At 62.0% G+C, this 25042-nt stretch carries 25 protein-coding genes and 1 tRNA gene; 15 read left to right on the top strand and 11 right to left on the bottom strand.

Translation table 11 applies throughout. The features are described from left to right. Window positions 1-130: 130 nt before the first annotated feature. Complete coding sequence (locus F4X08_07620; protein ID MYD25667.1) at window positions 131-1240, top strand: galactose mutarotase; 1110 nt, start codon at window positions 131-133, stop codon at window positions 1238-1240. A 21-nt stretch (window positions 1241-1261) separates the two neighbouring features. Here the strand turns inward: F4X08_07620 and F4X08_07615 are convergent, their stop codons facing one another. Continuing rightward, window positions 1262-2077 (bottom strand): SDR family oxidoreductase, encoded by an 816-nt coding sequence (locus F4X08_07615; protein ID MYD25666.1) that lies wholly within the window; start codon window positions 2075-2077, stop codon window positions 1262-1264. A gap of 257 nt (window positions 2078-2334) precedes the next feature. On the opposite strand from F4X08_07615, the gene F4X08_07610 reads away from it, so the two are divergent. The 6 genes from F4X08_07610 to F4X08_07585 are packed head-to-tail and all read left to right on the top strand — an operon-like array spanning window position 2335 to window position 8340. Continuing rightward, the gene (locus F4X08_07610) at window positions 2335-2976 is read left to right on the top strand and encodes a molybdopterin-dependent oxidoreductase (GenBank protein MYD25665.1); all 642 of its coding nucleotides are present in this window, start codon (window positions 2335-2337) and stop codon (window positions 2974-2976) included. Between the two features lie 15 nt (window positions 2977-2991). Beyond that, window positions 2992-4005, top strand: a complete 1014-nt coding sequence (gene rfbB, locus F4X08_07605; protein MYD25664.1) for a dTDP-glucose 4,6-dehydratase — start codon at window positions 2992-2994, stop codon at window positions 4003-4005. 48 nt (window positions 4006-4053) lie between these two features. Next, entirely contained in the window at window positions 4054-5313 is a 1260-nt protein-coding gene (locus F4X08_07600) for a glycosyltransferase family 2 protein (protein MYD25663.1), read from the top strand. Between the two features lie 56 nt (window positions 5314-5369). Next, window positions 5370-6299, top strand: coding sequence for an undecaprenyl-diphosphate phosphatase (locus tag F4X08_07595; GenBank protein ID MYD25662.1), 930 nt, complete (start codon window positions 5370-5372; stop codon window positions 6297-6299). A 57-nt stretch (window positions 6300-6356) separates the two neighbouring features. Continuing rightward, window positions 6357-7115, top strand: coding sequence for a hypothetical protein (locus F4X08_07590; protein ID MYD25661.1), 759 nt, complete (start codon window positions 6357-6359; stop codon window positions 7113-7115). Window positions 7116-7128: 13 nt separating this feature from the next. After that, window positions 7129-8340, top strand: coding sequence for an MFS transporter (locus F4X08_07585; GenBank protein MYD25660.1), 1212 nt, complete (start codon window positions 7129-7131; stop codon window positions 8338-8340). A 64-nt stretch (window positions 8341-8404) separates the two neighbouring features. Here the strand turns inward: F4X08_07585 and F4X08_07580 are convergent, their stop codons facing one another. Next, complete coding sequence (locus tag F4X08_07580) at window positions 8405-9169, bottom strand: glucose 1-dehydrogenase (GenBank protein ID MYD25659.1); 765 nt, start codon at window positions 9167-9169, stop codon at window positions 8405-8407. Between the two features lie 166 nt (window positions 9170-9335). On the opposite strand from F4X08_07580, the gene F4X08_07575 reads away from it, so the two are divergent. From F4X08_07575 to F4X08_07555, 5 genes are all read left to right on the top strand, one after another. Beyond that, window positions 9336-9881 carry a DUF4416 family protein gene (locus F4X08_07575; GenBank protein ID MYD25658.1) on the top strand — a complete coding sequence of 182 codons (546 nt, stop codon included), beginning with the start codon at window positions 9336-9338 and terminating at the stop codon, window positions 9879-9881. 222 nt (window positions 9882-10103) lie between these two features. Continuing rightward, the gene (locus F4X08_07570; protein ID MYD25657.1) at window positions 10104-10772 is read left to right on the top strand and encodes a bifunctional nuclease family protein; all 669 of its coding nucleotides are present in this window, start codon (window positions 10104-10106) and stop codon (window positions 10770-10772) included. 9 nt (window positions 10773-10781) lie between these two features. Beyond that, window positions 10782-11600, top strand: coding sequence for a QueT transporter family protein (locus F4X08_07565; GenBank protein MYD25656.1), 819 nt, complete (start codon window positions 10782-10784; stop codon window positions 11598-11600). An 89-nt stretch (window positions 11601-11689) separates the two neighbouring features. Further along, window positions 11690-12976, top strand: a complete 1287-nt coding sequence (locus tag F4X08_07560; GenBank protein MYD25655.1) for an enolase — start codon at window positions 11690-11692, stop codon at window positions 12974-12976. Between the two features lie 108 nt (window positions 12977-13084). Then, window positions 13085-14056 (top strand): TIM barrel protein, encoded by a 972-nt coding sequence (locus F4X08_07555; GenBank protein ID MYD25654.1) that lies wholly within the window; start codon window positions 13085-13087, stop codon window positions 14054-14056. A 693-nt stretch (window positions 14057-14749) separates the two neighbouring features. On the opposite strand, the gene F4X08_07550 is transcribed toward F4X08_07555, so the two are convergent. The 4 genes from F4X08_07550 to smpB are packed head-to-tail and all read right to left on the bottom strand — an operon-like array spanning window position 14750 to window position 17208. Then, a complete protein-coding gene (locus tag F4X08_07550) occupies window positions 14750-15220 on the bottom strand; it encodes a cupin domain-containing protein (protein ID MYD25653.1) in 471 nt (156 codons plus the stop codon). Further along, entirely contained in the window at window positions 15213-16160 is a 948-nt protein-coding gene (locus F4X08_07545) for a hypothetical protein (protein MYD25652.1), read from the bottom strand. The genes F4X08_07550 and F4X08_07545 overlap by 8 nt, the downstream gene beginning before the upstream one ends. Beyond that, window positions 16157-16714, bottom strand: coding sequence for a hypothetical protein (locus F4X08_07540; GenBank protein MYD25651.1), 558 nt, complete (start codon window positions 16712-16714; stop codon window positions 16157-16159). Before F4X08_07540 ends, F4X08_07545 begins: the two co-directional genes overlap by 4 nt. Beyond that, window positions 16711-17208, bottom strand: a complete 498-nt coding sequence (gene smpB, locus F4X08_07535; protein MYD25650.1) for an SsrA-binding protein SmpB — start codon at window positions 17206-17208, stop codon at window positions 16711-16713. The genes F4X08_07540 and smpB overlap by 4 nt, the downstream gene beginning before the upstream one ends. Before the next feature lie 111 nt (window positions 17209-17319). On the opposite strand from smpB, the gene F4X08_07530 reads away from it, so the two are divergent. Beyond that, a tRNA-Leu gene (locus F4X08_07530) sits at window positions 17320-17403 on the top strand. 51 nt (window positions 17404-17454) lie between these two features. Here F4X08_07530 and F4X08_07525 read toward each other — a convergent pair. After that, window positions 17455-17892, bottom strand: a complete 438-nt coding sequence (locus F4X08_07525; protein ID MYD25649.1) for a hypothetical protein — start codon at window positions 17890-17892, stop codon at window positions 17455-17457. A gap of 70 nt (window positions 17893-17962) precedes the next feature. Here F4X08_07525 and F4X08_07520 point away from each other — a divergent pair, with 70 nt between their 5' ends. Beyond that, on the top strand, window positions 17963-19000 hold the full coding sequence (locus F4X08_07520; protein MYD25648.1) for a sodium:calcium antiporter: 1038 nt from the start codon (window positions 17963-17965) through the stop codon (window positions 18998-19000). Here F4X08_07520 and F4X08_07515 read toward each other — a convergent pair. Then, window positions 18997-19344, bottom strand: coding sequence for an inorganic pyrophosphatase (locus F4X08_07515; GenBank protein ID MYD25647.1), 348 nt, complete (start codon window positions 19342-19344; stop codon window positions 18997-18999). The two genes, F4X08_07520 and F4X08_07515, sit on opposite strands and share 4 nt — an antisense overlap. A 127-nt stretch (window positions 19345-19471) precedes the next feature. Between F4X08_07515 and F4X08_07510 the strand changes: the two genes are divergently transcribed. Next, a complete protein-coding gene (locus F4X08_07510; GenBank protein MYD25646.1) occupies window positions 19472-20677 on the top strand; it encodes an MFS transporter in 1206 nt (401 codons plus the stop codon). Here the strand turns inward: F4X08_07510 and F4X08_07505 are convergent. Genes F4X08_07505 through F4X08_07495 form a run of 3 tightly spaced genes read right to left on the bottom strand, consistent with a single transcriptional unit; the run spans window position 20634 to window position 25035 of the window. Then, window positions 20634-21443, bottom strand: a complete 810-nt coding sequence (locus tag F4X08_07505) for an alpha/beta hydrolase (protein ID MYD25645.1) — start codon at window positions 21441-21443, stop codon at window positions 20634-20636. The genes F4X08_07510 and F4X08_07505 overlap by 44 nt on opposite strands. A 30-nt stretch (window positions 21444-21473) precedes the next feature. Continuing rightward, on the bottom strand, window positions 21474-22655 hold the full coding sequence (locus F4X08_07500; protein MYD25644.1) for an efflux RND transporter periplasmic adaptor subunit: 1182 nt from the start codon (window positions 22653-22655) through the stop codon (window positions 21474-21476). 13 nt (window positions 22656-22668) lie between these two features. Next, window positions 22669-25035: an FtsX-like permease family protein gene (locus tag F4X08_07495; GenBank protein MYD25643.1), complete on the bottom strand. Its 2367-nt coding sequence runs from the start codon at window positions 25033-25035 to the stop codon at window positions 22669-22671. Window positions 25036-25042 lie beyond the last annotated feature (7 nt).

Below are 25042 nucleotides of genomic sequence, written 5' to 3'. Positions count from 1 at the left end.
GACCCGCGATCCTCACTCATATCAGTCGGAGTGATGAACCATCTCTCGAATCCACGGACCCGTACCGTCTTGACATTTCATTGATCGAGCTTATGCTGTCGTGTATTTTCGATTTGAGGAGGCAAGTGCGATGGGTGCTGTTGAAGAGACCATCTGGGGTGCTTTCCGGTCCCGGCCCGTTTTTCTCTACACGTTGAACGGGGCGAGCGGTGCGGCCGCGCATGTAACTAATTACGGCGCGATTTTGCAGTCCTTGGAGATCCCAGACGCGGCAGGACGTCTCGTGGATGTGGTACTTGGATTCGACACGCTCGAGGAATACCTGGGCGGTCATCCGTTCTTCGGCGCCACGGTCGGACGCTGCGCCAACCGGATCGCCGGCGGAAGGTTCACGCTGGAAGGAAGAGATTACCACCTGGCGATCAACGACGGGGCCGGACCCAATCACATCCACGGGGGACCGGGCGGATTCGACAAGCAAGTCTGGGAGCCGGTAGACTTCGGCCAGCGAGAAGAAGGACCCTTCGTCGCGATGACCTATACGAGCGTGGACGGGGAGGAAGGATATCCTGGCACCGTTGAAACGACGGTTACCTACACCCTGACCGGTGACGACGAACTACGGATTTCGATGGAGGCACGGTCGGACCGGTCCACGGTGGTGAACCTGACCAATCATTCCTACTGGAACCTGAACGGGCACCACGCCGGACCGGTGCTGGACCACGAGGTTACGCTGTTCGCCGACGCCTACACGCCCGTCGACCGCCATCTCATTCCAACGGGGGAAATCAGGCCGGTCGCCGGCACGTCCTTCGACTTCACGGGACCGAAGACCATCGCCGCGGAGATGGACGCGATTTCTTCGCCGGGTCTGCAGGAGCCCGACGGAACGGGAGGTCCAGGGGGTTACGACCACAACTTCGTCCTGCGCGACGCGGGCGGGCGGGTGAGGCCGGCCGCTCAGGTAGCTTCCCGCCGTTCGGGCCTGGCCATGGCGGTCCGGACCGATCAACCGGGCGTACAGTTCTACACGGGAAACAACCTGACCGATGCACTCACCGGGAAGCAAGGCGCCGTGTATGGCAGGCACCACGGCTTCTGCCTGGAGACACAGGCCTTTCCGGATGCGGTCAACCGACAGGGATCGCCTGGATGGCCGTCGGTCATCCTGCAACCGGATGGCGTATACCACCACGAGGTGTGCTACGCCTTTGCGTCCGCGGCACCGGACCGATGACCGGGCCACCACTGCTCGCGCTTATCGTGTAAAGACAGTCTGGCGCAGGTGGTCGGCCTCGTCGGATACGAGGAAGGCCAGGATCCTGCCCACGCCCTCGGCGTCGCCCAGGTATGCATCCGCCTGCTTGAGCGCTTCTTCCACCGACCCGCCCTGGGATTCGGCCGCCTGGGCGATGTTCCTTAGCTTCATGGGCGTCGCGATCCCTCCCGGACAGACCGCGTGAACGCGTATGCCGAACGGCGAAAGCTGGCTCTCGAGGATGACCGCCTGCCCGTGCACGGCCCCCTTGCTGGTCCCGTAAGCCACCGATGAACTGCCCCCCCGGACGCCGGCGCCGGAGGACAACAGGACGATGACGCCCTTTTGCTGTTCCTTCATTACGGCCGCGGCGAACTTGCAGGTAAGAAAGGACCCCTTCAGATTGACGTCCATCACGTGCTGCCACACTGCTTCGTCCAGCTCGTCCACGGGCACGAAGGCGCCCTCGAGGATGCCCGCGCAGTTGATGAGCGCGTCGATCCGTCCGAAGTCTTCGACCGCGCCCGCCATCAGCGCCTCAACCTGCCGGGCGTCCGAAACGTCCACCACCTGGCAGGAAGCCTCGCCGCCCGCGGCGTGTATATCGCCGAAGGTCTCCTTCAACCCGGCTTCCTCGATATCGGCCAGGACGGTCCGTCCCCCGGCCTCCGCACAGCACAGGGCCGCCGCCCGTCCGATGCCCATCGCCGCGCCGGTAATGACGACCGTCTTGTTTTCGAGCGACATGTTGCTGTCCTTCCTCGTAGGATTTCGCGGGATATAGTATCTCGAAGTCACCCGCATACACCGAACCATGCTCTTTTCTTGCCGATCCTCTCTAGTATTTTAATCCCTGGCCGTCCATTTATCAAACCCCGATGCTGCCTTGCGTTTCTCACGCCGATCCATTCCCCCGTTACTGTCCCCAAATGCCTTGACAGACGTACTACACGTGTGTAAGCTTATGACAGGCGCGGAGATAGGACCCGCGGTGAATCCGGTATCCGTATCTGCAGTCAGGCTGCACAATCCCATCCGGCTCGGACCCATCCCGATCCCGACAGGACCCGTTTATGGACCGCCGACATTTCCTGGAGACCCTCGCGGCCGGACTCGTTGCCGGCGGAGCCATGCTTCCCACGTTTCATTCCGTAGCCGGCCCCCTGTTTGTACCTGTTGAAAAGGACGAAGAGGAACTGACTCCCCTGCGCAGGTTCTTCGCCGTAGCCATTGTCTCCTTTCCACCGAAAATCGACGTCGAAAAAGAACGGCTCGAGATTGAAGGCGCCGTTTCGACTCCATTTGCATTGCGGTACGACGAACTGCAAGAGTGGCCGCAGGTCACGCAGGAGAGCATCCTGCGTTGCGTCGGCGGCGCCCAGGGAAGAGCCCGGTGGGTCGGCGTGCGGCTGCGCGATCTGCTTAATAAGGCGGGCATGGATCCGGAGGCCCGTGACGTCATTTTCTACGGGGCGGACGAATATGAGAGCAGCGTTCCCGTGGGCGAGGCGATGAAGAAGAGCAGCATGCTGGCCCTCGAGATGAACCACGAGCCGCTGTGGGCCAAACATGGCTCGCCCGTGCGCCTGGTCATGCCCGGCATGTATGGATACAAGCAGGTCAAGTGGATTACCCGGATCGAAGTCACCCGCAAGAACCACAAGGGATACTGGGAGAACCGCGGCTATTCGGACGATGGACGGATCAAATCCTGAGGAGCCAGGTTTTCTATGGATGCCATGCTGGTTACCGGTGGAGCCGGGTTCATCGGCAGTAACTTCGTTCGATACGCACTGAAACACCGTCCCGAGACGCAGGTCGTGGTGCTCGATGCGTTGACCTACGCCGGCAGTCTGGCCAATATCGACGACTGCGTGGGTACGGACCGGTTCCGGTTCGTTCACGGGGATATCCGGGACAGGGACACGGTCGACGATGCGATGCGCGGAGTCGACACGGTCGTCAACTTCGCGGCCGAATCCCATGTCGATCGATCCATCCTCGACCCATCCTCCTTCATCGAAACTAATTACAACGGGGTCTACGTCCTGCTCGAAGCGGCGCGGCGCGTGGAAGTGAAGCGCTTTCTGCAGGTGTCCACCGACGAGGTGTACGGCCACGTACCGGCGGGTTTTTCGATGGAGAGCGACGCCTTCGCGCCCCGCAGTCCCTATGCCGCGAGCAAGGCGGCCGCGGATCTGCTCGTCCAATCCTACTTCACCACCTATGGCATGCCCGTGCTGATCACGCGGGGCGGGAACACCGTCGGACCCTATCAGTACCCGGAGAAGGTCCTGCCGCTGTTCATCACGAACGCCTTGGAGTACAAGCCGCTGCCGGTGTACGGCGACGGAAGCGCGGTACGCAGCTACCTGTACGTGGAAGACCACTGTTCCGCCATCGACCGGGTGCTCAGGTCCGGCGAGGCGGGGAACGCGTACAACGTGGGCACGAACCGCGAAGTCAACGGCCGGGATCTGGCCGCCCGTGTCCTGGAAGTCCTCGACCGGCCTGCGGACCTGCGCGAATTCGTCCCGGACCGGAGCGGGCATGATCTGCGGTACGCCCTGGACTGCGGCCGCATCCAGGCCCTGGGATGGCGCCCGTCGCTCGACTTCGACGCGCTGCTTGAGAGGACGGTGCAGTGGTACGTGGACCACCCGCAGTGGTGGCGGGAGATCCGGAACGAAAGCGGTTTCAGGTCGTATTACAAAAAGCAGTACAATGAACGATACCAAGCTTGAAACGATATCAAACTTGAAGAGGTCCAGCGCGCGCATGGAGTGTAAGACTTGACGTACCTTTCGCTGCTCGAGTCGGTCGTCCTGGCCGGATCGGTTGTTCTCGTGGCCTATGGATTCCTGTTGAGCTTCATCGGCCGGATCCGCGGAAGCGGCAAGGTACCGCTGATCTTTCCCCGTCACGTCTTCGCCCTGGTGGTGCCGGTGAGGAACGACGAAGGCACGATCGGCAGGACCGTGGAACATCTGCGCCGGAACAAGTATCCGCGGAGCATGTTCGACGTGATCGTCGCTCCGGTTGAATGCACGGATCAGACGCCGACCATCGCGCGGCGCAAGGGGGCGGTCGTCTACGGACCCGGTAAGCAGCGCTGGGCCGACGCGGACGATGCGGTCCACGGCGTGCTGGAACGGCTTTCCGTGAAAGACCGCTACGACGCCTACGTCATCCTCGACGTCCGGTCCAGGATATCCGCCAACTTCCTGGCCGTGATGAGCGACAAGCTGTCCCGGGGCGCACTGGCCGTCCAGTCCGGTTACAGCGTAACGGGCAGAAAGTGGACCTGGAATACGGCGAGCAGGGCGCTGCTAAGCGCCTTGAAGCCCAGCTGGCTTACGAGCTGGCCGTTGAATCTCCGTCTGGCCGGAGGTATCCATCGAACCGGACTGTGCGTCTCCCGGCGGCTGGTAGAAAAACACGGCGTGAAAAGGCCCCGGCTGGACAACGTGCTGGGTTTTCAAACCAGGCTGCTACGCCACGACGTGGTCATCCAGTATACCGACCAGGCATGGGTATACGACCGTACCCGGTCCTTAAAACCCGTGCGCTCCACGTTCGAACGTCTGAAATCCAGGTGGAAGCTCGCCCGCACCGACGGACTGCCCCTGATCATGGATGGCCTGAAATGGCGCAGCGCGGCACAGGTGATCGGCGGTTTCAACCTCTTCATGCCCTCGTTTAACACGACGCTGCTCACGGCACTGCTGTTCTTCGGCCTCGCCGTGTACCTGAATGGCGTCGCTTCGGCCATCGCCCTGGGCTGGATCGCGCTGATCGCCGGTCTTGCGATCTTCGTGGTCTTCAGACTCTGGTTCATGCGCGCGCCGGTCCAGGCCTATGCGGCGCTGCCGTCCCTGCCCCTGATTCTGTTCTGGCAGGCCGTGAGATCCTGTTTTGCCTCCAGTCCGAAGCAGCCGCCGGCCAAGGCCGAGACCAAGGCCAAGGACCAACCCGAAACGGGAAGCGGGCGCACACAGGGCCGCAAGCCGCGCAGGCGATATTCGAGAAGACCCAGGCGCCAGCCTTCCTGAGCGGGGATGGCCCCGTGTCGGTCTTCTCGAGCAGGCCAGCCCCGGGAGCGTGACCCATTCCACTTCACCACGCGTTGATTCTCGGATTCCTGCAGGGCGTCACGGAATTCCTGCCGATCAGCAGTTCCGGCCATCTCGCGGTGTACCAGTGGCTGTTCGGACCAGGCGGACCAGGCGGACCGGGTGAAACCCAGTTGCTCTTCGACGTCATGGTTCACCTCGGGACGCTGATCGCCGTCCTGATCGTGTTCCGATCGGATATCGCCTTGCTGGTCTCGGGTGCCTGGCGCGCGGCAACGGGCCATGCCAATGAGGACCGGGGCGCGCTTCGCCTCCTGTTCCTGCTCGCCGTGGGCACGGTTCCGGCCGCGGTCTTCGGCCTGGGATGGAAGGACGAGCTGGTGCGCCTGTTTTCCGCACCGGCCTATGTCGGCTGCGCGTTCCTGGTCACCGGTACCATACTGTGGTTGTCCCGTTTCTCCGGCCAGCGGGGCCGGACGGGTCCACCGGGACGGCCTGGCGGGTCTTCTCAGGCCGGCCACGCGGGCAACACGGGCCGGGACCTTAGCAGGACGAACTGGTTCGATGCGCTGCTGATCGGCATGGGCCAGGCGCTGGCGCTGATTCCCGGTATCTCACGGTCCGGCACGACCATTTCCATCGCCTTGCTGTTGGGACTTGACCGGCGGCTGGCGGCGCGTTACTCTTTTCTATTGGCGGTTCCCGCCATACTGGGAGCGGTCGTCGTCCAGGCAGGAGATACGGGCGGCATTCCCCCGGATCAATGGTCCGCGGTAGCGGTGGGATCCCTCACGGCGGCCGTGAGCGGTTACATCGCGCTCAAGCTGCTCCTTCGCATCGTAGTTGCCGGCAATCTGTCCAGGTTTTCGTACTATTGCTGGGGAATCGGACTGCTGACACTGGTCGGCGCGTTGTCCGGGCTGGCCGGGCTGACCAGGCTGACCAGGCTGACCAGCGCACTCTGATTCGGTCTGAATCCACCTCCCTCGGCACCTCACATTCTACAGACGGGAGCCAGGCACATGAATCCAGACATCAGCAGATTACTCGATGAATGGGACTACACGGGGCCCGACAAGCTCATCGTGCGCAAGTTCAAGGGAGAGGACGGCCGGACGAGGATCCAGATGCGCGTGGACCTCGGCATCCTGCAGATGGAGTGGTCGAACCGGCCGGACGGACAAAGACCCCACGGGAAGGCCTCCCTGCTGGATCACTTTCTGGATAAACTGGAGAAGAAGAAGGCGGATAAGGGGCCGGACGCGCAACTCAGTCTCTCCCATGAGGACTGCGTGAACCTGCAAACGGAATCGCTGCAGTATTACTACCGGCGCATCTGCATGTTCGAACTGGAATCCTATCATGAAGCCTGCCGGGACGCCGAACATAACCTGCAGATCATGGAAATCGTTCGGACCCATGCGGAGAACGACGACGACCGCCTGTCCCTCGAGCAGTACCGTCCCTTCGTCATCATGCACCGCACCAGGGCGCGAAGCCTGATCGCCACGGATTCGGGCGATATAGACAAGGCCCTGGGTCATATTGAAGAAGGCATAGAGGAAATTGAGACTTTCTTTCGCTCCTACGACCGGGACGACCTGGTCAAGGAAAGCCAGGAACTGAAAGTCTTAAGGGACATGGCCGAGGAGATCCGAAAACAACAGCCCCGTTCCGAGGAAGACCAGTTGAGGGCGGAATTGACGGAGGCCGTCGAGAACGAGCAGTTCGAAAGGGCCGCCGAAATACGGGACGAACTGAAGAAGTTCGATCTGCCCTAGACCGGAGCCCCCCTTGCTTTCCTGGATCAGATCTGCCGACCGTCAACTCATCCTCTTCTTGCTTGGCGCGGTCAGCATGGGTCTTTCGATGGGGCTGGGTGAAATCAGCTTCAACAACTTCCTCAGCGATACCTACCACATGGACGCGATGAGCCGCGGCGAGCTCGAGTTCCCCCGCGAGTTGCCCGGCTTCCTCGTGGCCGCCTTCGCCGGCATCCTCTTCTTCTGGTCGGAACTGAAGATGGCCGCCCTCTCCATGGCGCTGATGGCCGTGGGGTTTCTAGGGCTTGGACTCTACGGCGATCTTTACGGGCTGATGCTCACCTCGATGATCATCTGGAGCATCGGCATGCACCTGCAGATGCCTGTGACCCGGACGATCGCCCTCCGGCTGGCCCGCGAAGGACGGGGCGCCACCATGCTGGGGCGCCTGAGCGGCATCCAGACCGGCGCCGCCATCCTGGGGAGCATCCTGCTCTGGATGGGACTGGGCGGCACTTCACTCGGCTACCTGCCCGTCTTCGCCCTTGCCGCGCTGGTGGCCCTGGGGGGTGTCTACAGCTACCTGGCGATGCGTCCCATCGAGGGGCACACAGGCAACCGCCCCACCTTCATCATGCGGAAACGGTACACCCTGTTCTACCTGCTGAACATCCTCTTCGGCGCGCGGAAGCAGATCTTCATCACCTTCGGACCGTGGGTGCTGATCAGCATCTTCGACAAACCGGTATCCACCATCGCCTCGCTTCACCTGGTCGCATCCGTCATCGGCATGTTCTTCGCGCCGCAGCTGGGCAAGCTGATCGACCGGTTCGGGGAACGAGTGGTGCTGATGATCGACGCTGTGCTGCTCATCGGTGTCTGCGTGGGCTACGGTTTCGCCGCGGAAATGGGGCTGGGTGCATGGGCGGTGGACCTCATCTATGCCAGTTTCGTGCTCGACCTGGTCCTGTTCAACGTCAGTATCGCGCGGACCACCTACGCCAGCAAGATCGTTGTCAAAAAGGACGATCTCACCGCGACCCTGTCCCTGGGCGTCACCATCGACCACGCGGTGTCCATGTCCATTCCCACCCTGGGCGGACTGGTATGGGTCATGTACGGCTACCAGCACGTCTTCATCGGCGCGGCGGTCGTCGCCGTCCTGACCCTGGTGGCCACCGGTTTCATCACGGTGCCCCGTCCGGGTACGGGCCGGGTGAGCCAGGCGGAGGCCGCGGGGTAACGGCAGCGGTCCGCGGACGGGTCGGCACCCCGATCGTTGCGACCTACCAGGCGGACGCCGCAGGCTAGCCGCCGGCCATCCAGCCGCCGTCCACCACGATCAGTTGCCCAGTGAGAAAATCCGATGCCGGTGAGGCCAGGAACACGGCGGTGCCGGCGATGTCCTCCGGCTCGCCCCAGCGTCCGGCCGGCACGCGGTTCAAAATGTAGGTTCCCCGCTCGCTTTCTTCGACGGGCCGGGTCAGCGGCGTCCGGATGTATCCCGGACAGATGGAATTGATATTGATGTTGTACGGGGCCCAGTCGATGGCCAACTGGTAGGTCATGGAAGCGATACCGCCCTTGGCGGCGGTGTAGGCGGGGATATGGGGAATGCCCGTGATGGCGGCCAATGAAGCGATCTGTATGATCTTGCCATACTTTCGCTCGATCATGTGCCGGGCCGCGAGTTGGGTGAGGAAGAAGGTGCCCTTCAGATTGGTGTCCACGACCCGGTCCCAGTCCTCCTCGCGGTAGTCCTCCGGCGGCGTGCGCACGTTCACCCCCGCGTTGTTGACCAGGATATCGATCTGCTTCCAGGTTTCCAGGGTCGTTGCCACCAGGGATTCCCGGCCGTCCCGGTCTGAGACATCCGTTTCCACGACCAGCGCTTCGCCGCCGAACCCTTTGATGGTCTCCTCCGTCCCCTCGAGCCTGGAGCGGGTCCGGCCCGCCAGGACGATCCGGGCACCCGATTCGGCCATGGCCGTCGCGATCCCCTGGCCGATACCCGTTCCCGCGCCGGTTATGATGGCGACCCTGTCCTTGAGTGAAAACCGTTCGAGATTCATTTATGCTCCAGTGAGACTGCCGGTCCTGAAGGTCCGCCCGTTTAGCGTTGACAACGTCCACCCTGAAACGGTATCTGTTTCCTGTCGGACGAAGGGCGAATGAATATACAGCCCGGCACACTTCGTGGCAATGAGACAAACGCGTTAACCGGAAAGCGACTCGACCTTGGGTACTCCCACAAAACCCGATCCCGTGAAGCTGGTATGCGCCGTCATGGGACAGGACGAATCGAAGCTGGCGGAGGGCCGCGAGCTCCTGGCCGGCCGGTTCGGCGCGGTGGAACTGGCCGGTCCGGTATTCGACTTTTCCTTCTCGTCCTACTATGAGCGGGAAATGGGGGCCGGACTGGTCAAGCAGTTCCTCGGATTCGGGCCGCTCGTGAACCCGGAGGACCTCGCGGAAATCAAGCGTGCGAGCAACGACCTCGAAGCCGGTCTGGCACGGTCCGACGGCATGCCCAGACGGGGGTTGAACATCGATCCGGGTTACGTCAACGGCGGCCAGCTCGTCCTGGTGACCACCAAGAACTACAGCCATCGCATCTATATCGGGAAGGGGATATTCGCCGAGGTGACGCTGCTGTACACCCGGGGCGAGTTCACCCCGCTGCCCTGGACCTATCGGGACTACCGGACCGAATCGGCGCTCGCCTTCTTCACCCAAGTGCGCGGCGCTTTTCTCGACCAGCGGGGAAGTTCGAGAACCGGATGACCGGAAACACCCGGCAGCCGAAAATCACAACCGCCGGTTCATTTTGTCTTGACCTGTTTTGAGCGCCCGGTTTATTATATCCGTATACCAAACTTCCACTACGATGACGATTGTATCTACATGCGGACTGACCCCTTTCAGTCTGCGCATTCCCGTCATCTCGCATGTGGTCGCCCGCGACAGAAACCAGGCTGATCCCGGTCCGATAGAAAGACTGCATACATGATTCGTCTCAAGGTATATGATGTGGGGCCTCCCTATCCCTTGCACGCCACCCCCGTACTCTGGCTGGCCGACGAGCAGGAGGAGCAGGTGCTGATTCTGCTGATCGGCATCGCGGAAGCCTTCGCCATCAAGAGCCAGATCGACGCCGGCGAAGAAGCGCCGCCACGGCCCATGACGCACGATCTGTTGAATTCAGTTTTCGATCATTTCGACGCCGAGATCGAGTTCGTGCTCATCTCCGAGTTGCGCGAGCAGCAGTTCTACATCGCGGAAATACACGTGAAGGCCAACGGACAGTCCATGACCATCGACTCGAGACCCACGGACGCCATCGCCCTCGCCCTTCGTGCCGACGCCCCGATCTACGTGGAAGAGGAAGTCATGCGTGCGGCCGGCAAGCGCATGCCCAAGAGCAAGGACGAAAACGGCGAGGACGCACTCGCCGCGTCCATCGAGGAGCTGGAAGCCGAAGCGGGTGAAGAAGGCAAGGTTCCCGCGGCGCAGGTGGCCGCCGAGGAGTTGATGGAATCCGTGGAGTTCAAGCGTCAGCCACGCACCCCCCTGGAAACGGCGCGGCAGAAACTACAGGCAGCCATCGATGAGGAGCGGTACGAGGATGCCGCCCGTCTGCGCGACGAGATCAACCGCCTGGAACAAAGCGCCTGAAGGGGTAGCGTGCGAGAAGCCATCACGATGTGGAAGTATACCAGGATGGTCGTCCTGGTAGCCCTGACGGCAGCCATGTATGCCGCCGTTCTCATTCCCTTCAAGCTCCTTCCCATCATTCCCGGTATTACCGAACTCAGGCCGGCCAACGTTTTCCCGGTCATCTGTTCCCTCATGTTCGGCCCCGCCGGTGCGTGGGGCGCCGCCTTCGGCAACCTGATCGGCGACCTGATGGGCGGCACTTACGGGTTGGGCAGCTACTTCGGCATGGTCGGCAACTTCCTGCTCGGTTACATTCCCTATCGGTTATGGCGCATGCTTACCAGCAAAGAGCCCGGTGTGTGGTCCCCGGCCATGCTGGCCCGGTATCTCTACGTTACGCTGCTGGCCAGCGTCGCCTGCGGCGTAACGGTCGGCTGGGGGCTGGACATCCTGGGGCTCGTGCCCTTCCACGTGCTGGGGCCCCTGATTTCCATCAACAACTTCGTCACCGCGGCCATCCTGGGTCCGCTGTTGTTGCCCGTACTTTATAAACGCGTGAAGCAGTGGGGCCTGCTCTATCATGACGTCATGGACCCCGCCGATCTCTCCAGGGGCCGGCTGCCTCATTTGGCCCACGTGGTCATGGTCCTGGCCCTCTTCGGCAGCCTGTACGTCGGGGTGTCCATCTCGCTGGGGTTGAACGAGGAAGCGGCCCGGACGATCCCGCTGCTGTTCGGCCTGGAAATCACCGCGCCGGAAAGCCTGCTCATGCCGGCGGGCGCCAGTGTTGGAATGGGCCTGCTGCCTCTGATGGTCCTGCTCGTTATCGCCTGTCTGCTGATCTGATTGCTGGACGAGCGCTACCGGGTCTGGAGCCGTCGGCACCGGGCGCCGCGAAACAAATTGAATCTGCCGCGACGGGAGGACAGCTACGCATGAAGGTAGTCGACGTAAAACGCATCGTGGTGGACGTACCGTTCACCGAGCGCCAGGCCCGCATTACCGAGCGCGAGGTCTACAACTGGTCGATCCTTGAGCTTTGCCGGGTGACGACGGATACCGGGCTGGCCGGCTGGGGGGAAACGGTCATTCACTACACCTGGGCGCGGGTCACCGACGAGGCCGTGGACCGGGTCATCGGGAAGAGTCCGGCCGACGTGATGAACGATGACACGCTCGGCGCCGGACTGCAGATGGCCCTCTTTGACGTGGTGGGTAAAGCGCTGGGGGTGCCCTGCTTCAAGCTGCTTGGGAACAAGGTCCGGGACTGGTCGCCCATTTCCTGGTGGTCCATCGACGCCTCTCCCGCGGACTGGCTGGCCGAAGCCCGCGACGCGGTGGCCCTGGGGTATACCAGCTTCAAGATAAAGCAGAGGCCCTGGTGGGACATTTTCGCCCAGGTGGACGCCGTCGCAACAGGCATCCCCGGTTCCTTCAAGCTGGACCTCGACGCCAATGCCACGATGCAGAACGCGGCCGCGGCCATGCCCGTCATGCAGAAACTGGCGCAGCACGAGAACGTGGCCATGTTCGAATCCCCCATCCCGCAGACCGACATCCTGGGCAACCGCCAACTCCGGCAGGTCATCCCCCGGCCCATCGCCATGCACTTCGGTTCACCGCCTTACATGACGGCCGTCCGAGAAGAGGTCTGCGACGGCTTCGTCATCTGCGCCGGGAAGTCCGAGGTGATGCGGCAGGGTCAGCTGAGCGCCGAGGCCAACATGCCCTTCTGGCTGCAGCTCGTGGGCAACGGGCTCACCACGACCTGGGCCGCCCATCTCGGTGCGGTGCTGACCCACGCCACCTGGCCGGCCATCACGTGCATCAACCTCTACAGCCATCACCTGCTGACGCAACCCATCGAAGTCGTGGGCGGCTTTCACCGGGTTCCCGAGGAACCGGGTCTGGGCGTGACCGTGGACGAGGAAGCCGTGGAGAAGTGGAGAGTACCGGAGGATACGGTGCGGGACTTGAAGGAAAAGGGCGAACTGTTCGACAAGCCCAAACCGCGGATCATCAATTCGGTGGTCTACCCCGATGGCACCCGCATTCACATTGCGCCCATGAACCGTGCCTACGGCTATTTCATCCAGGGCAACGGACCGGCCCACGCGGACGGCGTCCACCTCGAGATCTTGCGCGACGACGGTTCGAAGGAATGGCAGGATCTCTACGAAAGGGCACTCGAACATCCGGTGCGCAGCCGGGGTGAGGCCTGATATCGAACATCCGGTGCGCAGCCGGGGCGAGGCCTGATACCGGTGCGCAATCGGACCGAGGCGCGATATCGAACTGAAGTCACGGAAGATTAAAGGAGAAGGCAATACATGATCAAGATCGCGGAGATTCTCAGTACCGGCCGCAACACGCTCTGGGACCAGGTAAAGCAGATCGGTGTGGATCACGTGGTCACCAGCATGCCGCCGGCGGTGGGCAATGAAAAGGGCTGGGAGTACATGCCCATGCTGCGGATGAAAAACAACTTCAACGACGCGGGCTTCGACGTGGCCGTAATTGAAAGCACACCGCCCATGCACCGCATCAAACTCGGCACGGAGGGCCGGGAGGAGGAGCTGGACAACGTCTGCACCTTCATCGAGAGCATGGGCCGCGTCGGCATCAAGACCTGGTGCTACAACTGGATGGCCATCCTGAACTGGACACGTACTTCTTCCACCGTGCCCTCCCGGGGCGGCGCTGTCGTGACCGGCTACGACCACGCCATGATGAAAAACGCGCCGTTGACCGAGGCGGGCGAAGTATCCGAAGACCAGTTGTGGGAGACCCTGCACGAATTCCTCGAGCGGGTCACGCCCGTCGCGGAACAGTACGGCGTGGAAATGGCCATGCATCCCGACGATCCGCCGCTCTCACCGCTGCGGGGCATCGGACGGATCATGCGGTCGGTGGACAACTTCCAGAAACTTCTGGACCTGGTGCCGAGTCCCATGAACGGGGTTACCTTCTGCCAGGGAAACTTCGCCCTCATGACCGGCGACCAGCCCGCGGCCATCCGCCACTTCGGCGCGCAGCGCAAAATCTTCTTCGTCCATTTCCGGGATGTGCGTGGGGACGTGGAGAACTACGTGGAGACCTTCCACGACGACGGTCCGACCGACATGATGGAATGCCTGCGCGCGTACCGCGATATCGGGTTTGAAGGCGTGCTGCGCCCGGACCACGTGCCGACCCTCTCCGGCGAAGACAACGACCACCCGGGGTACTCGGCCCTTTGCCGGCTCTACGCGGTCGGTTATATCAGGGGGTTGAGAGAGGCGGTCTACCGGGAGGATGGGTAGCGGCGGGATAAAGAAGGCTACAACTGGGCTGTGCTTGTGGTGAACCGCGGTGCCCGTGGGATTACAGCCGTTCGGGAGCCAGTGTCAGTCGCATATGCAGCGTGTCTCCTCTAGTATCCACGATCTCAAAACCCGCAGACGTGAACAGCCGAGCCGGCCCCATCCAGACCTCACCCGGGTCTAGATGGTCTGTCAGACTTTGCCTGAGTGGAAATCCTTCGACTTCCTCTACACCTTTGGCTGCAAGATCTGCCAACGCCAACTCCATCGCTCGATGCATGAAGCCATGACCCCGATATCTTTCTAATATTCCAAAACAAACAAAAGCGTATATGGATTCGACAGGTTTCAGTTCAAAGGTGGCGCACAGCTTCGGCCAAACCGACAGCGGCCCCACGCGGCACCAGGCTATAGGCCGGTTCTTAAAGTAGAAGACACGACCGTGGTATGAACCAGCTTCCCAGAGTTGTCTGCGCAGACACTGATTCTCTGCTTCGCTTCGATCCTGCCATCCATCCCAACTCGGGGTATCCCACGCTACACACCAACACCAGCCGTGCGGCGGCGTAACCAGCAGCGTCGCAAAATCATCTGCAGTGTCTGGCCCTAAACTCCGACAGCGCAGCAAAGCGGTGTTCATACGCTATATCTTAAAAAGGGATGGTCGCAGGCAGCGGCCAATCGAAGGGCAGATTAGCCGTTCGGATCCGGATGGATCGAATCGACCCAGTACACGTTCTCCGGCTTCTCCACCGGTTCAATGTCCAGATTGACCACGACCGGATCCATGCCGCTTCTGCACAGCACGCATTCCAGGGGTTCGTCGGTCCGGGCGTTGATCTCCTGGTGGGGCACGAAGGGCGGCACGTAAATGAAGTCGCCCGGTCCCGCTTCCGCCACGAATTCCAGGCGCTCGCCCCAGCGCATCCTCGCCCGTCCCTTCACCACGTAGATCACGCTTTCCAGTTCGCCGTGATGGTGCGCGCCGGTCTTCGCGTTCGGGTGGATCGTCACCGTGCCCGCCCAGATCTTGCTTGCCCCGGTCCGGGCGTGGTTAATCGCCGCCGCCCGCGACATGCCCGGCGTCTGCGGCGTGTTCGAATCGAGGCGGTCGCCGGGAATGACTTTCACTCCGTCATCGCGCCATTTCGGGTCGTCATTCATCCAGCCCAAGCTCCGCGCGCAGTCCCACGTCCATAACGCTGTTCTTGGTCCAGTAGTCCAGCATGATCCGCTTGTTGCGCACCGCCGTCGTGACGAGTTCCTTCGTCGTTCCGTCCGCCGCGATCTCGACCTCTTCCCAGGATTCGATCTCGTGGGGGAAGTCCCGTTTGAACCGTATGGTCAGGGTCCGGTTGAGATCCGGATAATAAACCAGGTTGTAGACCATGATCCCGGGCTCCCGGGCATCGGGCATCAGGATGGCGGTGGCGTTGACGGTCCGCCAGGCCGTATGGTCGAACCGCTGGTAAAGGGTACCCGGAATCATGGATACCTCTCCGGTCGGCAGGGCGTCCGGATTCAGGCGGATGGTCGTCCAGATCTCGTCCTCGGGGATAGCGTTTTCGAGTTCGGCGACCCGATCGCCTTCGCTTTCGAAATAGGAGTACTGGTGCACGCGGTACCGGTCGTCCTGCAGGTTCAGCTGGACGAAGGCGTGGCCGCACCATTCCTGTACGGACGTCGTGATCTTCAGCGTCTTCGGATGGAGGTCCCGGTACACCGGGGTGAAAGCCGACGTCATGACCGTATAGGGATACACCCCCGTATTGAACTCGCGCAGGGCGTTCAACTTGAGGACCTTGACGGCGTCGTCCCCGGCCTCCTCCGGCCGGTCCAGCTTGACCTGCTTCTGCGCCGAGAAATCCTCCGTGACGAATATGAGCACCGCGTCCCCGTCGTGGAGTTCGCCGTACCGGGCCTGCTTGAGCGTATAGCTCGTGATCTCCGCCTTGCCCTGGTACCAGTAGTCGCCGAACGTGACCGGTCTGTCCCGGTCGGTGTCCGTGCCGTCCCCGACCAGTCCACATCCGCTGGTCAGTCCGATAAACACGCACAGCGCGGCCATCACGCCAACCAGCAGTCTCAACAGGTTCCGTTTCATTGTGTCACCTCGCTTTCCCCTGGGATTTCGGGAGAGTAGGCGAAGGGGCGCGATCCCAGCATCCGGATGCCGTAGACGGCCATGGAGACCAGCCCCCAAGTGAGTCCCACGACCACGCCCGCGTCGACGATGCCGCGCCAGGGCTGGGGCAGGTACCGGATCAGGAAGATCAGGATCACGATCCCGATGGTCAGTGCCAGGATGTTTTTCCGGCGGCCCGGGTTAATGTGTATGTAGCCGGCGAGGAACAGCGGCGCCAGCGCGATCAGCACGGGACGCGGATGATGATAGAGGTACCAGGCCCGGGCGACGACTCGAGGAGAAAAGTTCCGCTGAAAACCCTGGTACCCCTCCGAATGGGCCATGAACACCACCACGGCGGCCAACGCCACCCAGTGGTACCAGTAGAACGGGAAGTTGATGTACGCGTCGACCGAGACGGAAAACAGCCTGACGATGGCGTAAAGCAGGACCGCACAAATAAAGGAAAAGCCCCAGGCCAGACCGATGATGGAGAGCAGTCTGCCTGGTGTCTTCCGCGTTCGCTCCGTCATGGACGCCCCTTCAACGTACGTTCCATGTCCCGCTGGGCGTCCCGTTCCATGATGGTCCGTCTGCGATCGTAGTCCCTCTTGCCCTTGGCCAGGGCGATCTCCACCTTGGCGCGTCCCCGTTTGAAATAGACCCTTGTGGGAATCAGGGTGAGTCCCTTCTCCACGACCCGGCCGATCAGCTTGCGGATTTCCGAGCGATGCAGAAGCAGCTTGCGCCGGCGGTTCGGTTCGTGGTTGAAGGTGCTTCCCTGCTCGTACCGCGAGACGTGGACGTTGTACAGGTAAATCTCGCCGTTATCGACCGCGGCGTAGCTGTCGGTCAGGTTGATCTTTCCCGCCCGCAGCGACTTCACTTCCGTGCCGGTCAGGACGATCCCCGCCTCCCAGGTCTCCAGGAAATGGTAGTCGTGGCGCGCCTTCCGGTTGGTTACGATGACCTTGATGCCATCGGCCCCGTTGGGCTCGGCGATGTGACGATCTGATGCGCTGGCCATATCTGCCTCGAATCGGCATAGTTTATCCGGCTTTCGCTGCCCGCCCTGCTTGACAATCGGCGGCTACCGAAATATATTACGTGTGCGGTTTTAAGACAAATGGTATGTGATGCCGAAGTGGTGGAACTGGTAGACACGCTGTGTTCAGGGCGCAGTGGGCTTTCGCCCGTGAGAGTTCGAATCTCTCCTTCGGCATTCAGGTCGGTGGACCCGCATGATTCATGTGGGTTTTTTATTGGGATACGGTTATGGTGACGCGGAACCCGGCCGTCTCCTGTCGCGAATCCAGTGGGCGTAGCGTTTCGGATCGATCAGGATAACATCAACCGGCTCGACTGGTTCACTGGAAGCCCATTGCCACGGATCGACCGGTTCGAAGGTGTCAGACGGGAGGACATATACGTAACCTGGTCGGTCCAGGTCGAGCGAGCCGACTTCGAGGTCGATACGAGGCTCAATGGCTTCGTTCAGGTCCTCAGGACGTTCTATCCCGAGATCTATGCCGAAACTGCAGCCTTCTCCGATCGGCCTGATGGGCAGCGAGAAGGCAATGGCGATGTTCTTCAGGTGGGTGGCATAGACCGCGGTCAGTTGATCCCCGTCCGGTCCCACGCCTCCCGCGGGCCTGGGTTCCAGCCGAGCGGTTTTGTCCTGGCTGCCGTGGTAAAGTACGGGTGGTTTCATTACGATGCTCCTCCCACAGCATAGACTTCGGTGGGATTCGTAGATACACTAATTAGATTCCTGAATCTTCATGGAACAATGGATTGAACATCTTCTGGTCGGATTGCCGAGTTTAGGGCTTCTGCTGGTCATTGCCGTAATGCTCGGGACACTTGGCAAGGGCGCGGACTGGCTCGTTCATGAAGCGGTCATTCTATCGAGCCGATGGGGACTCAGCAAAGCGGTCATCGGTGCGACGATCGTCAGCATCGGTACGACGACTCCCGAGGCTGCGGTCTCCGTACTCTCGGCGCAACAGGGGGAACCGGGTCTTGCACTCGGAAACGCGGTCGGATCGATTATTTGCGATACCGGGCTGATCCTTGGATTGGCAGCCCTGATTGCCCCGCTTCCATTTGACCGTGCGCTGGCCTCGCGGTTATCCAACGTGCAAGTGGGTGCCGGTATCCTCATGGTAGCCGTTTGTCTGCCGTGGTCCTCGCCAGCGAGTGCGTTCAGCGATGGCGGCGTCCTGCCTCAATTAGCCGGTGTCGTCTTCGTTATTCTTCTCGCGTTGTATATCTGGCAGTCCATCCGATGGGCAAGTTCGACACCGTCAGATGCAGAGAACATGGAAGAAGCGGATGGAGCGGGAGCCGGCACATTCGGAACGCTCCTCAAACTTATTGCAGCGATTGCAATCATCGTAATTTCCGCCCAGATACTGATTCCGGCCGTTAGTATCATGGCAGAACGCATAGGCGTACCGAAACACATCATCTCGGCGACCCTTGTCGCCTTCGGCACATCGCTACCGGAGCTGGTGACAGCCATCGCGGCGGTGCGACGCAATCACGGTGAGCTGGTCATCGGAAACATCATCGGCGCAGATATCCTGAATGTGCTTTTCGTTGCGGGTGTATCCGCATCCGTAACACCAGGCGGTCTGCAGGCGGATGGACAGTTCTTCCAATTCCTGTTCCCTGCGATGCTGTTTGTGCTCATCGTTTTCCGTTGCGGAATCCACCTGTCTGTCGATTCATTGAAACGTCCCCTGGGGGTCGTGTTGGTCTCCGCATGGCTCCTTGTTACGATCCTGAGTTACGTGCTTTCCATTGAAATGCACTAGGGGTGCCCTCCTCGCAATATGGAGGACTTGAAGTATCGCTCCTGAAACTCCGTAAGACCCCGGATTTGCTCATTGGTGTAGTGTTTGCCATCGGGAACCACCACGAGCTTATCGTCTGCATCATCCGATCTTCGGATCACCGCGATGCATCGGCCCGTGAAACGCTTAACCGGTCTGTCCACACCCAAAAGATAGGCATCCAGTTCTTCGCCGTCCGAACCCGATACGCCCGGAACCAAGCCATAATTCACCGGGTAGATCAGATTATGATCGGGATGCTTCGAACCCATCGGCCGATCGATTTCGATATCGACGATTTGGCCGATGAACACCCGGGGTTCCATGTACTGAGAACGCGTTGTCCGGTGTCTGTCCATGATAGCCAAGTTTTAATTCGACAGGTGGTATCTTGACGATACGGTAACCGCCCGGAATCATCTTAACCCCATCTGCGAAACGGGTCAATGACCGATGCGACCGAGTACTTTCGCTGACATAAGCATCCTGCTGGCGCTCTGGTTCATGATGTTCGCCGCGAGCAGCCAGACGATCATCATGACGCCGATACTGCCCATCGTGGAGGAGCAGTTCAACGTGCCCAGGGAAAACCTGGGCGCGCTGGTCTCGGCCTACGCGGTCATGCTCGGGCTGTGTGCGCTGGTCACTGGTCCGCTGTCGGACGCGATGGGCAGGAGACGTATCCTCATGATCGGCACCGGGGCCATGTGCGTGACCCTTTTCATGCACAGTTTCGTTTCGGACTTTACCTCCCTGCTGCTGATCCGGTCATTGTCCGGCATGGCCGCCGGCATCCTCAGCGGTGTCGCGCCGGCCTATATCGGGGATCATTTTCCGCCGGAGCGGCGGGGCTGGGCCAACGGCGTGGTCATGACCGCCGTCGCCGTGGGCCAGATCGTGGGCATCCCGGGCGGCACGATCCTGGCCGATCGATTCGGCTTTGCCGCACCGTTCGTTTGCTTCGCGGCGCCCATGGTGATTTCCTTCGTCCTGGTCTGCACGCTGGCCCGGCAGCCGGCCGTGGCCCGGGCACGCCTGTCGTCGATCGGATCGGTCGTTAAGCGCTACGCGTCCATGTTCACGACGCCGGCTACCGCAGCGGCCGTCGGCGCCTACAGCGTGATGTTCTCGGGGATCGCCTTCTACGTGATCTACCTGGTCGTGTGGATCAAGGAGACCTTCGGGGTGACCAACGACGAGGTCGCGTCCCTGTTCGTAATCGCCGGTATTGCCAGCGTCATCGTGGGGCCCTGGGCCGGGCGCCTTTCGGACCGGATCGGCCGGAAGGTCCTGGTCGTGGGCGGCTGCCTGGGACTCTTCGTCCTCATGACCCTGACGACGGCCATCATGACGGATTTCTGGATCGCCTACCCGCTTTTTTTCGCCATTATGGTGCTCGTATCGGCCCGCATGGGCCCCTTCCAGGCGCTGCTGTCCGAGATCGTGCCGGCGCAACGGCGCGGTTCGCTGATGAGCCTGAGTATCGCCACCGGCCAGCTCGCCATGGGACTGTGCAGCGCGGCTGCGGGCGTCGTCTATACTGAGGTCGGTTATGTATTCAGTTCCGTGATCGGAGGTACGGGCATGCTCGCCATGGGGATCATCATATGGCGGTTCATCCCCGAAACGCGGCATGCAGCGCGTCCACGAACTCGGTGACGACGGCGTTGAACCGGTCGGGTTCCTCGTAGAACAGCGCATGACCGCTGTCCTCGAAGACTTCCATCTGCGCGCCGGGGATGTGTTCATACATGTACCTGCAGCCGGGGAATGCGCCGCTCCTGCCGCCCGTGATGATCAAGACCGGCAGGTCGATGGAAGGCAACATGGGACGCCAGTCCTGCGCCTGGTAATCGGGTCCGAGGGTGACCCCCTGTGCCGGCGTATTCTCCCTGCATTCCTCCAACAGCACGTCCAGTTCGGCGTCCGGTACGTCCAGGGAGACGAACATCTTCCTCAGTTCCCATCGCTTGCGTTCGGTTTCGTCCCCGGGCGGGGATTCGGCATTGGACTCGGGCGGTTCAGGCGGGCCATGGATTTCGATGCTGGGTACTTCGTCGACGAGCACAACGCCTTTTAGCCGGAAATTACGGAAGAGTTCGATGTAGGAAAGGACGGTCCGGGCGCCGATGGACCAGCCGACCAGCGTGGTGTCGTGGAGATCGAGCGTTTCGATGATCCGGCGCACGTCCATGGCGTACCGGGCCGTGCGATGTCCCCACGGGGTCTTGTCCGATCGGCCGTTGCCCCGGGTATCGGCGGCAATGACCCGGAATCGTTGGCTGAGGGCCGGAACCTGCTTGCGCCACCAACCCAGGCTCAACCCGCCGCCGTGGATCAGGATGACGGGCTTTCCGCATCCTGTGTCTTCATAGTAGAGACGTACGCCGTCGTTTGCCTCGACGAAGCCGGTGCGTTTCTCCATCTCCAATTCCCGTGATTCCTCTCCACGGCTTCAGTCCGCCCGGGTTTCGACATCGACCCCGTCGGCGATGCGGGGGTTGGGATGCAGGATGACGGGGTCGCCGGCCGCAAGGCCTTCGAGGATTTCGGCCTCGATCCCGTTTCGCTGTCCCACCGACACCTCACGCGACCTGGCCAAGCCTTCTTCGACGACGAAGACCCCCCAGCTTTCGCCTATTCTGAACAAGGCGCTGGACGGAATCTTGAGCACGTCCTCTTTCTCCCAGACGACGATCCGTCCCGTGACGCGATAACCATCGCCCAGTTCCGCCGGCGTCACGTCAAGATCCACGATGACGTTGACCCGCTGTTCGTCCACGCCCAGCGCGGACACGCGCGTGAACGCGGCAGGCTCGACGCGGCTCACCTTGCCGGACAGCGGATCGGGTCCGCCCCACTCTTCGATCCACACCGTTTGACCGACGTCGACCCTTACGGCATCGGTGGACAGCACGTCGATCGTCACCTCCATGTCTCCCGGATCACCCACTTCCATCAGGGGCGTGCCCGCAGCGACGACCCGCTCGCTTTCTTCGAACAGGCGCAGCACCCGGCCGCCTACCGGCGCCGTGACGGAGAGCACGGCACGGGCATCGCCGCGCTCCTCCCGGAGGGCCAGGAGCGCCGCCTGGGCGACCTCGTGTTCGGAGACGGCCGCCCGGTGGCGAAAGAGAGAGGATTCCAGGGTCCGTTCGGCGACGGTTGCCGCGTGCACGGCGCGCTCCAGGCGCTCCCGCGAGATGCTGCCGCTCGCGGCGAGTTGTTCCGCCCTGTCCCGGCCGCGGGCCGCCTCTTCCTGTTCTACCCGCGCGCGGGCGACGTTCGCCTCGGCCTCACGGACCAGTGCTTCGGCCGTTTCGATCCGGGCGCGGGCCTCCGCGGACTCGCGGGAACCGAGGGGAGAAGGCGTGATGCGCGCCAGTTCATCGCCCTGGCCGACCCGGTCCCCTTCATTCAACGCCGGGCGCGCCAGCCGGCCGGACGCCGGGGCCGTAATCAGGTAACGCTGCCGTACGCGAGTCCTGCCTTCCTCGCTGATCGTCACCCGTAAGGGACCTACCTCCGCCGTGGCCGAGTCGACCAGGACCGGCGCCGGCATGAACGCGCGGACGAGAAGGACCAGGACGGCGGCGAGGACCACGAAGGAGATGATGTGCTTGCGACGTATTTTCATAACGGTCTCACGGTTATTCCTGGGTCTTGAGCACGCCGACCAGATCCAGGTAGCGCAGTTTCCGGTGGACGATGTACGCGGACGCCACGGCCGCCGCGGTGACGACAAGGAAGGCGAACGCGTAGGTCTTTCCGGTGATGACCAACGGCATCCGGAACAATTCCTGGGCGGTGGCGTCCACGGCAAGATAACATAATGCCCATCCGATCAGAAATCCAATCGGTATCGAAAAAAGGGTGATGATGGCCTGTTCGCCCAGGAGGACGACCGATATCTCCCGCTCGGTGAACCCGAGCACCCGCAGGCTGGCCATTTCGCGGTTTCGTTCCGCCAGGGCGATGCGGGCGCCGTTGTAGACCATGCCGCAGGCGATGACGCACGCGAAGATGGTCAGGGTGAACGTGGTGGCGTTCGTGCTTTCGGCGATGGTATCCTCGAAACCCTTGATCACGGCCTCGCGGACGGCGACACCCGCCACGGCCGGCGTCTCTTTCAATGTGCTGTACAACTCGGCCGCCCGGAGCGGGTCCACGGAGAGATACGCGCCGGAGATCGTCCGGCCTTCGCCCAGGAACCGGTTCAGTGCGCGGCTGTCCATGTACGCGGTGGTGCCGATCAACTCGTCGACGATCAGGGTTACCGGCAGGCTGCCCTGCATTCTCGACCCTTCCTGGACTTCGACGGCGAGCATATCGCCCTCACGCACCGCCAGAAGGTCGGCCAGCGTCTTGTTCAGCACGATGCCCTCCGGCGGCAGGGACTGAATCCGGCCGTCCCGATCGATCAGCTGCCGCAGTTCACCGGCCGGATCGAGTCCCGTTATGGCGGTCTGCTTCACGAGATGACCGGCACGAAGCCGGACAGGCACGGCGCGGTACGGCTCGGAGCGGACGACACCGGGCAGATGGGCCAGTTCGAACCGGGCGCTCGCGGGACGGGGACCCGCGAAGACGACCGCCGCGTCATCGCGCTGTACCGTGCGGAACTGGTAGTCGATCATGTATTCGATGGAGTCGAAGGTAAAACGTCCCATGACCAGGATCGCCACCGACATGGCGATGCCGAAGGCGGAAAGCATCGTCCGGGCCGGCCTTCGTTCCATATTGCGGAAGATCATCCGCCAGACCGGCGAGAGCATCCGGTGCACGCCCATGCGTTCCATCGCGAGCGGTCTGAAGTGGGGCGGCGACTCCGGCCGCATCGCTTCCGCGGGTGGCAGGGCCATGGCCGCGCGGAGAGCGTGCAGGGTACCCAGCAGCGCGGCGGAAACGCTGATCACCGCGGACAGGGTGATGACGTCGACGTGCAACTCGTAGACCAGGTCGGGAAAACGGTAGTAGGCCTGGTACATGCCGGTGAGCGGCCGGCCGATCCAGAAGCCGCCCACGATGCCGAGGAGGGTCCCGCCGGAAACGGCCAGGAAGGCGAATTTCAGATAGTGCCATCCGATCGACAGGTTACGGTAGCCGAAGGCCTTCATGATGGCGATCTGGTCCCGCTGGGCCCGCACCATGCGGGAGAACACGATGTGCAGCAGAATCGCCGCGATCCCGAGGAAGATGGCCGGCGTTACGTTGCTGGATACGCTCAGGCCCAGGATTTCATCAGAAAGGAACTTATGGGAGATCTGGCTGTCCCGGCCGAAGGCGCCCGCACTCCCGTAGGGTTCGAGGATGAGGTCCATGCGGTCGATCACGTCCCGCTCGCGCGCCTCCGGAGACAGGGCGACCGACAGATCGTTGAACCCGCCCTCCATGTCGAAGGCGGCGCCGAGGGCGTCCCGGCTCATCCAGATCACGCCGAAACGCAGGTTGTCGGGGAAGATGGATCCGGATCCCTGCACTTCGTAGACGTATTCGGGCGACAGGCCGATGCCCACGACGCGCAGGGCCTTCCTCCGTCCGTTGATGACCGCTCCGATCCAGTCGTCCGGAACCAGTCCGTTGGCCAACGCGAAGGCTTCGCTGATGATGACCTCTTCGGGCCGGCCGATCGCCGGGTAGCGGCCTTGCTGGATCGCAAGGTCGTTGAGCACGGACCGGCGTATCTCGGGAATGGAGACCAGCCGGCCGGTGGCGGGCTCATCCAGCCCGGGCACGTCCAGGTTCACGTCCATCACGATCCGCGTGCGGACGCCGGAAACGCCCGGGATCCGGGCGATGCGCTCCGCGACCTGCGCCGGCGCCCGCTTGATGCCGGCGAACACGTCGGCGAAACGGTAGCTGGTATAGTAGGATTCCTGCGACTCCAGCAGCGCGATGTAGGTGTGGCGCGAGGAGACGTAGACCATGATCCCGCAGGCCATCACCAGCGTGATGGCGATGACTTGGCCGCGCATGCGCGCCAGTTCGCGAAACAACTTGCGGTTCAGAATGGTCATGGCTCTC

The sequence above is a fragment of the Gemmatimonadota bacterium genome, from assembly GCA_009841265.1.
In the GTDB taxonomy this organism is placed as follows: domain Bacteria; phylum JAAXHH01; class JAAXHH01; order JAAXHH01; family JAAXHH01; genus JAAXHH01.
The sequence above is the reverse complement of the archived record's forward strand: the minus strand, read 5'-3'. Positions and strand labels throughout refer to the sequence as shown.

Excerpts from the sequence above, each read along its gene's own strand:
- F4X08_07620 (MYD25667.1), top strand. The coding sequence starts at position 131 with ATGGGTGCTGTTGAAGAGACCATCTGGGGTGCTTTCCGGTCCCGGCCC.
- F4X08_07615 (MYD25666.1), bottom strand. The coding sequence starts at position 2,077 with ATGGTTCGGTGTATGCGGGTGACTTCGAGATACTATATCCCGCGAAAT.
- F4X08_07610 (MYD25665.1), top strand. The coding sequence starts at position 2,335 with ATGGACCGCCGACATTTCCTGGAGACCCTCGCGGCCGGACTCGTTGCC.
- rfbB (MYD25664.1), top strand. The coding sequence starts at position 2,992 with ATGGATGCCATGCTGGTTACCGGTGGAGCCGGGTTCATCGGCAGTAAC.
- F4X08_07590 (MYD25661.1), top strand. The coding sequence starts at position 6,357 with ATGAATCCAGACATCAGCAGATTACTCGATGAATGGGACTACACGGGG.
- F4X08_07580 (MYD25659.1), bottom strand. The coding sequence starts at position 9,169 with ATGAATCTCGAACGGTTTTCACTCAAGGACAGGGTCGCCATCATAACC.
- F4X08_07570 (MYD25657.1), top strand. The coding sequence starts at position 10,104 with ATGATTCGTCTCAAGGTATATGATGTGGGGCCTCCCTATCCCTTGCAC.
- F4X08_07560 (MYD25655.1), top strand. The coding sequence starts at position 11,690 with ATGAAGGTAGTCGACGTAAAACGCATCGTGGTGGACGTACCGTTCACC.
- F4X08_07555 (MYD25654.1), top strand. The coding sequence starts at position 13,085 with ATGATCAAGATCGCGGAGATTCTCAGTACCGGCCGCAACACGCTCTGG.
- F4X08_07550 (MYD25653.1), bottom strand. The coding sequence starts at position 15,220 with ATGAATGACGACCCGAAATGGCGCGATGACGGAGTGAAAGTCATTCCC.
- F4X08_07545 (MYD25652.1), bottom strand. The coding sequence starts at position 16,160 with ATGAAACGGAACCTGTTGAGACTGCTGGTTGGCGTGATGGCCGCGCTG.
- F4X08_07540 (MYD25651.1), bottom strand. The coding sequence starts at position 16,714 with ATGACGGAGCGAACGCGGAAGACACCAGGCAGACTGCTCTCCATCATC.
- smpB (MYD25650.1), bottom strand. The coding sequence starts at position 17,208 with ATGGCCAGCGCATCAGATCGTCACATCGCCGAGCCCAACGGGGCCGAT.
- F4X08_07525 (MYD25649.1), bottom strand. The coding sequence starts at position 17,892 with ATGAAACCACCCGTACTTTACCACGGCAGCCAGGACAAAACCGCTCGG.
- F4X08_07520 (MYD25648.1), top strand. The coding sequence starts at position 17,963 with ATGGAACAATGGATTGAACATCTTCTGGTCGGATTGCCGAGTTTAGGG.
- F4X08_07515 (MYD25647.1), bottom strand. The coding sequence starts at position 19,344 with ATGGAACCCCGGGTGTTCATCGGCCAAATCGTCGATATCGAAATCGAT.
- F4X08_07510 (MYD25646.1), top strand. The coding sequence starts at position 19,472 with ATGCGACCGAGTACTTTCGCTGACATAAGCATCCTGCTGGCGCTCTGG.
- F4X08_07505 (MYD25645.1), bottom strand. The coding sequence starts at position 21,443 with ATGGAGAAACGCACCGGCTTCGTCGAGGCAAACGACGGCGTACGTCTC.
- F4X08_07500 (MYD25644.1), bottom strand. The coding sequence starts at position 22,655 with ATGAAAATACGTCGCAAGCACATCATCTCCTTCGTGGTCCTCGCCGCC.
- F4X08_07495 (MYD25643.1), bottom strand. The coding sequence starts at position 25,035 with ATGACCATTCTGAACCGCAAGTTGTTTCGCGAACTGGCGCGCATGCGC.